9 protein-coding genes are annotated in these 11,073 nt (G+C 64.0%); 6 read left to right on the forward strand and 3 right to left on the reverse strand.

Annotated elements, in window-relative coordinates; all coding sequences use genetic code 11:
• Window positions 1-183: 183 nt before the first annotated feature.
• On the reverse strand, window positions 184-2,367 hold the full coding sequence (locus ABSG20_RS19365) for a phytoene desaturase family protein (protein WP_423866122.1): 2,184 nt from the start codon (window positions 2,365-2,367) through the stop codon (window positions 184-186).
• A gap of 588 nt (window positions 2,368-2,955) precedes the next feature.
• On the opposite strand from ABSG20_RS19365, the gene ABSG20_RS19370 reads away from it, so the two are divergent.
• The 3 genes from ABSG20_RS19370 to ABSG20_RS19380 all read left to right on the forward strand — a co-directional run bounded on the left by ABSG20_RS19370 (window position 2,956) and on the right by ABSG20_RS19380 (window position 4,691).
• A complete protein-coding gene (locus ABSG20_RS19370; RefSeq protein ID WP_423866123.1) occupies window positions 2,956-3,576 on the forward strand; it encodes a hypothetical protein in 621 nt (206 codons plus the stop codon).
• Between the two features lie 163 nt (window positions 3,577-3,739).
• The gene (locus ABSG20_RS19375) at window positions 3,740-4,318 is read left to right on the forward strand and encodes a YidB family protein (protein WP_423866124.1); all 579 of its coding nucleotides are present in this window, start codon (window positions 3,740-3,742) and stop codon (window positions 4,316-4,318) included.
• 94 nt (window positions 4,319-4,412) lie between these two features.
• Window positions 4,413-4,691, forward strand: coding sequence for a GlsB/YeaQ/YmgE family stress response membrane protein (locus tag ABSG20_RS19380; RefSeq protein WP_423866125.1), 279 nt, complete (start codon window positions 4,413-4,415; stop codon window positions 4,689-4,691).
• Window positions 4,692-4,699: 8 nt separating this feature from the next.
• On the opposite strand, the gene ABSG20_RS19385 is transcribed toward ABSG20_RS19380, so the two are convergent.
• The gene (locus tag ABSG20_RS19385; RefSeq protein ID WP_423866126.1) at window positions 4,700-5,482 is read right to left on the reverse strand and encodes an SDR family NAD(P)-dependent oxidoreductase; all 783 of its coding nucleotides are present in this window, start codon (window positions 5,480-5,482) and stop codon (window positions 4,700-4,702) included.
• A 274-nt stretch (window positions 5,483-5,756) separates the two neighbouring features.
• On the opposite strand from ABSG20_RS19385, the gene ABSG20_RS19390 reads away from it, so the two are divergent.
• From ABSG20_RS19390 to ABSG20_RS19400, 3 genes are read left to right on the forward strand one after another with little or no spacing between them, the layout of a single operon-like run.
• Window positions 5,757-6,821 carry an acyl-CoA dehydrogenase family protein gene (locus tag ABSG20_RS19390; RefSeq protein WP_423866127.1) on the forward strand — a complete coding sequence of 355 codons (1,065 nt, stop codon included), beginning with the start codon at window positions 5,757-5,759 and terminating at the stop codon, window positions 6,819-6,821.
• A 40-nt stretch (window positions 6,822-6,861) separates the two neighbouring features.
• Window positions 6,862-8,022: an acyl-CoA dehydrogenase family protein gene (locus ABSG20_RS19395; protein ID WP_423866128.1), complete on the forward strand. Its 1,161-nt coding sequence runs from the start codon at window positions 6,862-6,864 to the stop codon at window positions 8,020-8,022.
• Window positions 8,023-8,039: 17 nt separating this feature from the next.
• Window positions 8,040-8,840: an enoyl-CoA hydratase/isomerase family protein gene (locus ABSG20_RS19400; protein WP_423866129.1), complete on the forward strand. Its 801-nt coding sequence runs from the start codon at window positions 8,040-8,042 to the stop codon at window positions 8,838-8,840.
• A 39-nt stretch (window positions 8,841-8,879) separates the two neighbouring features.
• Here ABSG20_RS19400 and ABSG20_RS19405 read toward each other — a convergent pair whose 3' ends face one another.
• Window positions 8,880-11,009, reverse strand: a complete 2,130-nt coding sequence (locus ABSG20_RS19405; RefSeq protein WP_423866130.1) for an acetate--CoA ligase family protein — start codon at window positions 11,007-11,009, stop codon at window positions 8,880-8,882.
• Window positions 11,010-11,073: the final 64 nt, after the last annotated feature.

Below are 11,073 nucleotides of genomic sequence, written 5' to 3' on the forward strand. Positions count from 1 at the left end.
AGCCTCAGCGGCACGGTGCGCTGACGCAGGTTCAGGCTGCCGAGCCAGAGCACGCCGGCGATCAGCGGCCAAACCCAGATCGGCGTGCGCGAGATGATGGCGAAAATGACGTTCATGGCCATGCCCGCGTTTGTCCGTGACAAGCGCGCGGGGGCAGGACGTGCAACCCCGGCGCAACCGGCTTCAAGTCGAAGATGCTTTCACGACTGAAGCTGGCACCGAGGCCACCTTCATCGGTGGTGCCGACGCCGCTCCGGGCGACGGCAGCGGCACCTTCGGACCGGGCCCAGGCTCAGACAACAACCCTGGCACCAGCGCTTCAGCGGCTTCAGCCCCCGATATCACGACCGCTTCAATTCCGGCGCCGGCATTGCCGCCGCCGGCGATGACGAGGTTTTGCACCGGCGATTTGGATCCCTTCAGCCGGCCTTCGCGGGAGATGCCGTAGATGGCGCCGGAACTCGCCCAGTCATAGCGCGCATAGGTCACCGGGCTTGCATCGGTGCGGTAGACGATGTGCTGCGAAAGCCGGGGAATGACGGTTTCCGCCGCGGCAATCATGTCGTCGCCGAGTTGCTTCTTGCGCGCTTCATAGTCGCCGGAGCGCCGCCAGTCCTTCCAGTCCAGGGACTCCTGATCGGGAAACCAGGCTCGGGCTTTTTCGTAAGGCAGGATCGTGATCAGCATCAGCGTGGCGTGGCCTTGCGGCGCGGCCGAGGAATCGAGCTTTGACATCATCGCCATTCCGAGGTCCATCGGCGCGCGGAGATGGTTGGTGGTCGCAATGTCCGGCACGAAATCGAGGCCGAGATGGACGCTGAAAGCCGAATTCGCCGGCGCCGCCGCCTCGATGCGCTTGCGAAAATCAGCGGGCAGCAGAGCCGGGTCGACCAGGTCCAGAAATGTTCGTCGGATGTCGGCATTCGAAACCACGGCCGTGGCGCGGATCGTCCGACCGTCAGCCAGGATCACGCCGGTGGCGCGGCCCTGCTCGACGCTGATGGCACGCACGGATGATTTGAGATGCACCTCGCCGCCGCGCTCCCGGATGGCTTCGACCAGGACGTCGGCGAACCGGCCGGAGCCGCCGAGCGGGTAATACCCACCCTTGAAGTAATATCCGAAGATCGGAACCATCTGCGCGCAAGTGAGCCGTTCCCCTCCGTCCCCCAGATAGCCCGACAGCGCGTTGAGAAACTCAACGACCTTGCGATCCCCGACGTAAGTCGAGACCAGCCGGTCGAACGGCTCGTTCATCCAGCGGAAGGCATGGGGATGATCTTTCGGGAACGCCAGCATCTCATCTGCCGTCGTCGGCATGCCGGGAATGCCGCCACGGCCGCGTGCGGTGGCGTACATGTCATCGAAGATGGCGTGAATGGTATCGAACAGGGCGCGGATGCCGCTGGCGCTATCGGGGAATTTCCGGCACAGCAGATCGACATAGTCGCGCCAGTCCGAGGGCACGTCGAGACGGGCTCCCTCGAAGCGATAGCTATGATGGACACGCCGCCATTGCAGCCGGTTGGCGACGCCGAGCCGCTCCAGCAGGCTCGTAATCGGTCCGCCCGGCCAGACGCCGGAGAAATCATGCGGACCGGCATCGAAGCGATAGAGCACGGGCTTGTTGTCATGATGGGCTTTGCGCAGATAGCTGTGGCAATAGCCGCCAGGCAGAACGTGATGATCGAATACCCGGACCCTGAGGCCTTGGTCCGCGAGCAGGGCCGCCGCGGTCAATCCGCCGATTCCGGCACCGACGATCGCGACGTCACAGTCGCTGCCGGCAGCCCCGGAAAACGATGGCGCCGGCCAGCGATAGGTCTCCTGCGCATCGCGCAGGCGCCGCAGTAGATAATCGATGGCGCGTGGCGGCCCGAAAATCGAAATCAGCGCGCCCGCGATCGGAATCGCCGTGGTGATCAGATCCGAAACGCCAAGCCAACGGCACAGGCCGATGGCCAGGAACAAAACGCCCCACAGGCCGGACATCGCCGCATTGATGATGCGGAACTGTGGCGTCCCGGCATTCCCCGGATAGGCCATGCGCGCATAGTCTGAAGTCCAGGGGCGGCCGAACAAAAGGCTCGACAGGCTGATGACGCCAAGCCCGGCAAACGAAAGCCAGAGCGCGTTGGCCGCGGTCCAATCCGGCGACAGCAGTTGGCCAAGCGCCAGCAGCGCGAACAAGGCCAGGCTCCCGGCTTCGAGCCCAACGAAATGACGCGTGGCGGCACGCCACAGATTACCGGCCGATGAAAGCCCGAGCCCCGACCAGACCGCCAAGTCCGGATGTCCGGCGCCGAGCAGCGCCCAGAACAACGCGAAGGGAACAAGCGCCAGTTTGACGTTGATGAAGGTTTTCATTTGCTGCCTCCAATGATGGGAACTGGCCAAGCCCAGCGCCGGTCGGCCTGTCGCAGCGGCCAGATACGGACAAGGAAATGTCCGGGATCCAGAGCCGCGGCGGCAGCGCCAATCTTTCCAATGTAAAGATGTCAATAGCCTCGCACGGCGGGCCGGTCAATCCAAATCTTTACATTGTAAAAATAGCTTATCGATCGGGGAGGCCAAGGTTGTTACCGCTGGTGAATACTCGTAAGCCGAGTGAATGTCTCCCCTGTGGGCAAGACGGCAGCCAGTTTGGAGAGGATTTCGAATTGGTCCGTGCGCGACGATGCGACGCAACTCGCCTGCTTAACCCGGGTTTCGCGTAAGAAAAAACCGCTCGAAAAACCGTTTTAATCGTGTCGTCTCAAACGGTTATTCTCCGTGAGTGGTTTTTGCCATGATCGGGCCGCGATCGCGACAGAATTCGAATGCACCTGAAGCTGTCCGTGTTGCAAACCCCGCGGCAAAACCCAGCGACGGCAAAATGCTGCGCCAGGGGTTTGACACGTTTCTCGAAAATGGCGACGATCAGCGCACAGGTCTTGTAGATCGCGTCCCTGGAAATTGTCAGTGTCAGTACCGCGTACGTTTTTATCGCTGGTCAGCGCGATCGCCTTCGGCATCGTGCTGCAAACCCGCAACGCGCAGGCGCAATGGTGGTCGCCCGCGCCGGCCGATTTTGAGGAATGCGCCGGTGTCGCCGAGAAGGCGGCGACAAAGGAAGCCAAGGCCGCGGCGCTCATCGAATGCAACGCGAAATTCGCCGGCCGGCGCAAGCCCGGCGGGGGCTACCGTTATTACGACTTCATGCAGAACCGAAGCTTCGACATCGCCGGTCCAAATCCGACGCCGCGGGAACAGCGACAAATCGATGAACAATATACCGCCTTTCTCGACAGGGAACGGCGGAGCCGCATCGCGGCGGCGTTGACGGCAGCGCCGCCGCAGCCGGCGCCGGCGCGGTTGCAGCAGCTGCAGCAGCTTCCGCAGCCGCAGCCGGCCGCCCTGAGGATCGAGAAGGTGCCGCTGCCGGTGGAGGCGCCTAACAAGCGAAGCAATTTCAGGCGACGCGCCATTTGCAAGGAGTATCCATTCTCCTGCAACTTTCAGCGGCTTTCGGAAGGCATCAACAATGGTCTCCGCAAGCTGTTCAGCGCTTCCCCGGGCAAGGACAAACGAGGCTGACGGTCGTTCCCCGGGCTGCATCGTGCGACGATGGGCGCGCGTGAAACCGGCGCGGTGATGTCGTCGCGGCAAGGAGGTCGCGCCGTTGCTTTTGCCCTTGCCTTGTAACCGTCATAACGCGCCACTATGCTGATGCTGGGGTGGCCTGCGGCAGGAGAAAGCAATGGGTTTACTCGACGTCCTCAACGGTATGCAGAACGGCCCACGCGGCCCGAGCAATCCCAGCGCGCAAAGCAGCGGGGGCATGTCGCCGATCACCATGGCGATCCTCGGACTGCTCGCCTGGAAGGCGATCAAACATTTCAGTGGCGGCCAGTCTGGCAGCGGCCCGGCGCCGGCGTCCCCATCGGGCAATAGCACGAATGCCGGTCCGCCCGCTGGCGGTAGCATGGGTGGGAGTCTCGGCGACGTTCTCAAGGGCGGATTGGGCGGGTTGCTCGGCGGCGGCGCCGCCGGAAGCGTGATCTCGGGCGGGCTCGGCGACCTGCTCAGACAATTGCAGCAGGGCGGGCAAAGCGAGGCCGCCAATTCATGGGTCGGCAACGGCCCCAACAAGTCGATTTCGCCTGGCGATCTCGGCCGCGCCTTGGGCGCCGATCAGATCGATGGCCTGGTGTCGCAAACCGGCCTGTCGCGCGACGAACTGCTGGCGGGCCTGAGCCGGCATTTGCCCGATCTCATCGACCATCTGACGCCGGATGGGCGGCTGCCGACCGCCGCCGAACTGGCGGCCCGGATTTGATGATGCCGGTCGGCACAGCGATAAGGTCAAGTGACACCCACTTTACTCCCGGCATTTAACCGGCAAAATTTTTCGGAAAATAAGGACAACAGCCATGAGCGGCATTATCTGGGTCATCATCGTCGGTTTTGTCGCGGGCATCATCGCCCGGCTGCTTTCTCCGGGCCCCAACAATCCCAGCGGATTCATCCTGACCACGGTGCTGGGCATCGCGGGCGCGTTTCTGGCTACCTTTATCGGCCAGGCGATCGGCCATTATGGTCCGGATCAGGGCGCCGGCTTCATCACCGCAACGATCGGCGCGCTGGTGGTGCTGTTCATCTGGAACCGGCTGGTGGCAAGCCGGGTGATTTCCGATCCAGGGTCGAAGTAGCGATCGACTCACGTAATCAGATGTAGCCCGGCATCCATCCGCACCACTTCGCCGGTCATGTTGCTCGATGGCGGCGTCGCCAGAAAGCACACCAGGGCTGCGATATCCTCCGCGGATGATGCGATCTTGAGCGGCACTTTGGCGATGACATTATCGCGCACCTGCTTTGCGGTTGCCTCGCCGCGGCCCTTGGCGAACCATGGCGTGTCGATATAGCCAGGGCATACGGTATTGACGCGGATCAGCGGCGCCAGCGCGCGCGCCAGCGAATAGGTCATGGTGTTCAGCGCGCCCTTGCTGGCGGCATAGGCGATCGAGGAACCGACGCCGTTGATGCCTGCGACCGAGGACACGTTGACAACAGCGGAAGCGCGGCCCGAAGTCCTTGCCCCCTGTTCCAGCAAGCTTCGCGCCGCCCGCACCATCTGGAACGGACCGATGGTGTTGACGCCGAACAGCCGCTGAAAATCTTCCGCCGACAAGCCATCGAGATCGCCATGGGCCACGTGCTTGGTGGTGCCGGCATTGTTGATCAGGGCGTCGAGCCGGCCCCATGGCGCCGCGGCCGCGACAATCTTCCTGCAATCCTCGTCACGCGACACATCGCCCTGGACCACCACAACTTCGCCGCCCGCCTTGCGGCAGAGATCGGCGGTCTGCTCGGCTTCCTTCCGGCTGGAGGAATAGTTGATGAGGATGCGCGCCCCGCCCTTCGCCAGAATGGCCGCTGTCGCAGCCCCCAGGCCCGAGGCAGACCCCGTTACGATCGCGCACAAACCGTCCTTTGACATCCGCATTTCCCCCGATTGTTTGCCGGAAACTGCCGTAACCATGCGATCGGCGCGCAGTCTACCTTATCGTGCGACGAGTCCCGCGCCAATCCGCCAAACTCCTTTATGCGGAATTACTGCCGCGGCGATCGCATGTCGCCTTTGCGGAGGCAGCCCGCGGACATCGGCGCTTGTCTTGGCAGCGGCTTTTCCGCATCATGCGACGCAAGAGGCGGCGGCGCCCCAGCGAAACGGGAAACCGGATCTGTGCGCCGATCGGGAAACGGGGAACGCCGTGGCGGAAAGTGAGAACATTGTCGCCGAGACCGCGGAGCGGATATTCGCCGATCTCGCCGACATCCAAACCATCAACCGCGACAGCAAAGGCGGCTGGAAAGCGCCGCTCTGGCTGGCGCTGACGGAAGCAGGATTGCCGCTGTCCTGGGTGCCGGAGGATTGCGGCGGCTCCGCCGCGAGCCTCGCCGAAGGTTTCAGCGTGTTGAGTTCGGCCGGACGCTTCGCGCTCGCCGTGCCGCTCGCCGAGACCATGCTGGCGGGATGGCTGCTGGCGCAGGCAAAAATCACCTCGCCCGAGGGCGCCATGACGGTCGCACCCGCCGGTCCCAGGGACCGCATCGCGCTCAATGCCGACGGCACGCTGTCCGGGCGGGCGCGCGGCGTTCCCTTTGCCGGGGATGCCAGGCATCTCGCGGTGCTGGCAACCGGCGCCGGCGGCTTTGCGATCGCGCTGGTCGACGCGGGCCATTGCCGGATCGAGCGCGGCCTCAATCTTGCCGGCGACGGCAACGATACCGTGACGTTCAACAACGTGCAGCCCGCCGCCATCAAGCCGGCGCCGGCGGGTTTCGATCAGACCGCGTTGATGCTGATGGGCGCCGTGGCACGAAGCCTGCAGATTGCCGGCGCGCTGGAATCGATGCTCGACGTCAGCGTGCGTTATTCGAACGAGCGCATAGCCTTCGAAAAGAAGATTTCAAAGTTCCAGGCGGTGCAGCACAATCTTGCCAGGCTCGCCGGCGAATCGGCGGCGGCGCTCGCGGCCGCGACCTCGGCCGCCGACGCCATCGCCGGCGGCCAGGCGTTCGACGATGCGGTGTTTCTCGAGGCGGCGTCGGCGAAGATCCGCTGTTCGGAGGCCGCCGAAAAGGGCGCCGCGATCGCCCATCAGGTGCACGGCGCGATCGGCTTCACCATTGAACATATCCTGCATCGCTTCAGCCTGCGCGCGCTCGCCTGGCGCGACGATTTCGGTTCCGAGAGCTACTGGGCGGTGGAACTGGGCAGGCTGGTCGCCGCGCGCGGCGCCGACGAATTATGGCCGCTGGTGGCGTCGCGTTGATATCTTAAGAAAGGCGCCCGCACGAAAGTCGAGGCTCAACATGACCGCAGTTCTCCGTTTCGATCCGATCCGCCTGGGAAGCGAATGCGAAAAGCTGCGCCAGGAAGTGCGCGCATTCCTGGCCGACGAGATCGCCGCCGGCACCTTCGATCCGCACCAGCCCAATCGCGAGGACACCGACGCGCCGGAATTTTCCCGAAAGGTCGGCGAACGCGGCTGGCTCGGCATGACCTGGCCGAAGAAATATGGCGGCCATGAGCGCACCTTCCTCGAGCGCTATGTGGTGACCGAGGAGATGCGCGTCGCCAACGCGCCAACGCGGCGCTTCTTCGTGGCCGACCGGCAGAGCGGACCGGTGCTTTTGAAATATGCGCCCGAGCACATCAAGATGGACATCCTGCCGCGCATCTGCCGCGGCGAAGTCTGCTTTGCGATCGGCATGAGCGAGCCGAACTCCGGCTCCGATCTGTTCGCGGCCAAGACCAAGGCGACCAGGACCGACGGCGGCTTTTTGATCAACGGCACCAAGATCTGGACCTCATCGGCGCATATCGCCGACTACATGATCGCGATCTTCCGGACCTCGCCGCCGACCAGGGAAAACCGCCGCCACGGCCTGACCCAGTTCCTGGTCGACATGAAGACGCCGGGCATCAAGGTCAATCCGATCGGCCAGATTACCGGTCAGTTCGAGTTCAACGAGGTGGTGTTCACCGATGCCTTCATGCCGGACGATCACTTGCTCGGCGAAATCGACGGCGCCTGGAAACAGGCCACCAGCGAGCTTGCCTATGAGCGCAGTGGCCCCGAGCGTTTCCTGGAAACCTATTATGTGCTGACCGAACTGGTTCGCGCGGTCGGCCCGAAGCCGGACACCCGCTGTGCCGAAGGGATCGGACGGCTGGTGGCGCAGCTTCATACCATGCGCCGGATGTCGGTGTCGGTGGCCGGCATGCTGCAGGCCGGCAAGGAGCCGGTGGTGGAGGCTTCCATCGTCAAGGATATCGGCACGGTCTGGGAGCAGCAATTGCCGCACCGGGTCCGCGATCTCGCAGCCTTCGTCGATGCCGATGCGGGCAACCACGAGACCCTGGAAAATCAGCTGGCGTTCGCGATCAAGACCGCACCCAAGCTCACCATCCAGGGCGGCACCACCGAGGTCTTGCGCGGCATCATCGCGCGCGGGCTCGGACTGCGCTAATTCAAGGAGGGATTCTCATGAGCAAGTTTACCGATATCGGCGTCGAGAAGCACGGCCACGTCGGCCTGATCGAAATCCGCAAACCCCCGCTGAACTTCTTCGACGTCTCGCTGATCAACCAGATCGCCGACGCGCTGGAAGAATTCGACCGCGATATCGAGATCCGCGCTTCGGTGCTGGCGGCTCAAGGCAAGGCGTTCTGCGCCGGCGCCGATTTTGCCGATCCGGTACGGCAGCAAGCCGAGGAACGCGCAACAACCGATCCGGCGTCGAACCTTCCGATCAACCATTTGTACGTCCAGGCCGTGCGCATCTTCCGCAACAGGAAGCCGATCGTTGCCGCCGTCCATGGCGCGGCGATCGGCGGCGGGCTCGGACTTGCGGTGGCGGCGGATTTTCGCGTCACCTGCCCCGAGGCGCGCTTCGCCGCCAATTTCACCAAACTGGGCTTTCATCCCGGCTTTGGGCTGACCGCGACGCTTCCCGAACTGGTTGGCAGGAACAATGCCGAGTTGATTTTCTATACCAGCCGCCGCGTCACCGGCGAGGAAGCTGCAAGGATGGGCCTTGCCAACCTCTGCGTTCCGCAGGTCGAGGTGCGCGCCGAGGCCTTGAAGCTCGCGAACGAAATCGCCGAATGTTCGCCGCTCGGCCTGCTCTCGACCCGCGCCACCATGCGCGCCGGCCTCGCCGAGCGCGTGCTGGCCGCCACTAACCACGAACTGTCGGAGCAGAACAAGCTGCGCGCCACCGAAGATTTCAAGGAAGGCGTCAAGGCCACCGCGGAGCGCCGCGTCGCGAATTTCAAGGGGCGGTGACAGCCAAGACCGTCATTCTCCGACGTGCAATTGGTTGGGCTAATCCTTCTTCCCCACCACCAGCGCATCGACGATGGTGACGCCCCGGCCTTCGGGATGAACCAGCACGGGATTGATTTCGATTTCCGAAATATGGTCGCGACATGCGGAGGCGAGCATCGAGAGCTGCGCGATCAATTGCGCCAGCGCGGCAACATCGGCTTTCGCGGCGCCGCGAAATCCATTGAGCAGCGGCGCGGCCCTGAGTTCGGCCAGCATCGCGGCGGCCTCGACCGCACCGACCGGCGCCGGCCGGTAGATCACGTCTTCGAACAATTCCGTGGTGATGCCCCCCAAGCCGACCATGATCAGCGGACCGAAGGTCTTGTCCATGAGGGTGCCGATGATGATCTCGACGCCCTTCTTCGCCATCGGCGTGACGAGCACGCCCTGGATATCGGCATCCGGCCGGCGCCGCCGTGCGTTTTCCAGCAGCGCCTCAAACGCCAGAAACACCTCGCCCTTGGTCGCGATACCGAGGCGCACGCCGCCGACCTCGCTCTTGTGCGGGATGTCGCGCGACTGGATTTTCATGGCCAGCGGAAAGCCGACACAGGCGATCGCGGCGTCCAGTCCGCTCTTTTCCGTCACCAGGACTTCGCCGGGCAGTTCAATGCCGGCATCGCGCAGCAGCGCCTTGCTGTCGGCTTCGGAAAGAACGGCGGATCCGAGACGCGCGGCGAACTGCCGCGGCATTGACGGCGCCGCATCGGCCGGTGGCGCCAGCCTGAACTTCGCGCGCCGAACCATCTGGCGCAGGGCGACGCCGACATGCGTCAGACCCGAAAGCACGACGACACCCGAGGCGGCCAGTTCGTTGCGCGCGAATTGCGACGGCAGCGTATAGGAATAAAATACGATCGGCTTGTGCTGCGCCGATATCACAGGCTTAAGCTCCGTGCGCTTGAAAGGCATCCGCGTGTCGCTCGACAGCGACAGCACCACCAGAATGGCATCGACTTCGTCCGAGCTATCGAGCAGATCGATGCTCCTCTGCAAACCGCCGGAGTGCACGCCCTGCGCGGTGACGTCGATCGGGTTGCGCGTCGCGCCGTAGGATGGCAGCAGCTTCCCGATCTCGGCCTGGATCGGCGCGGACAGTTCCGGCACCTGCAAGCCTTGCATCGAAACCGCGTCGGCGCCCCAGATGCCGGCGCCGCCCGACACGGTGAGCACGGCGACGCGGTCGCCTCCTGGCAAGGGATTGCTGGTCAGGACCGCGGCGATGGTCACGGCCTCATCGAGATCGTTGGAAATGATAAAGCCATATTTGGCGAACACCGCGTCATAGGCCGCCGACCAGCCGGCCATGCTGGCGGTGTGCGAGGCGGCGGCGCGCTCGCCGGCCCCGGAGCGGCCGACCTTTGTGACGATCACAGGCTTGCCGATTTCCGCGGCCCGGCGGGCGGCGGCCAGGAACTTGTCGACGTCGCGAATGCCCTCGATGAACAACAGGATCACGTCGGTTGCGGCATCCTGCACCATGTATTCGAAAAATTCGCCGGCACCGAGATCGCATTCGTTGCCGGCGCTGACGACGTAGCTGAGCGCGATGCCGAGCGCCCTGGCGCGGTGGTAGATCGCAAAGCCGATGCCGCCGCTTTGCGCGACGATCCCGATCCGCCGCTTGGTCGCGATCAGCCGCGGCTCACCGGGCTTGACGTCGACGGTCGGGCTGAAGGTGGCGGCGACGCGCTGGACTTCGCTGTAGAATCCTTCGGCATTGGGGCCGGACACCCGCATCCGGGTCTGTTTGGCGAGCGCTGTCATGGCGTCCTGCATCGCGGCGCTGTCGCCGCCTTCCTCGGCGAACCCCGAGGAGATGACGACCGCGTTCTTGACGCCGCCGGCGGCACATTGCTCAAGCGCGCCCAGAACCCCGCGTGCCGGAATCATGACGATGGCCAGGTCGATTGGCTGGCCGACATCGGCAATCGAGGCATGGCATTTCAGCCCGTCGATCTCGCCGTAATTGGGATTGATCGGGTAGATGCGGCCCGGAAACTCGTTCTTGCGCAGCATCGAGAGCAGCCGGCCCGGGATTTTCTCCAGATCACGCGACGCGCCGACCAGGGCGATACTGTCGGGCGAAAAGAAGGTATCGAGCGGGTGCCCGGGTTGGTCGGTCACGGGCGGCATTCTCAAGTGGCCACCAGATGGAAAGTGACGCCGCCGAGCAGGAACTGGTCGCCCG

The organism is Bradyrhizobium sp. (genome assembly GCF_049512235.1).
Classification (GTDB): Bacteria; Pseudomonadota; Alphaproteobacteria; order Rhizobiales; family Xanthobacteraceae; genus Bradyrhizobium.

Coding starts and splice junctions, on each gene's coding strand:
- ABSG20_RS19365 (WP_423866122.1), bottom strand. CDS start 2,367: ATGAAAACCTTCATCAACGTCAAACTGGCGCTTGTTCCCTTCGCGTTG.
- ABSG20_RS19385 (WP_423866126.1), bottom strand. CDS start 5,482: ATGTCAAAGGACGGTTTGTGCGCGATCGTAACGGGGTCTGCCTCGGGC.
- ABSG20_RS19380 (WP_423866125.1), top strand. CDS start 4,413: ATGAGCGGCATTATCTGGGTCATCATCGTCGGTTTTGTCGCGGGCATC.
- ABSG20_RS19395 (WP_423866128.1), top strand. CDS start 6,862: ATGACCGCAGTTCTCCGTTTCGATCCGATCCGCCTGGGAAGCGAATGC.
- ABSG20_RS19375 (WP_423866124.1), top strand. CDS start 3,740: ATGGGTTTACTCGACGTCCTCAACGGTATGCAGAACGGCCCACGCGGC.
- ABSG20_RS19400 (WP_423866129.1), top strand. CDS start 8,040: ATGAGCAAGTTTACCGATATCGGCGTCGAGAAGCACGGCCACGTCGGC.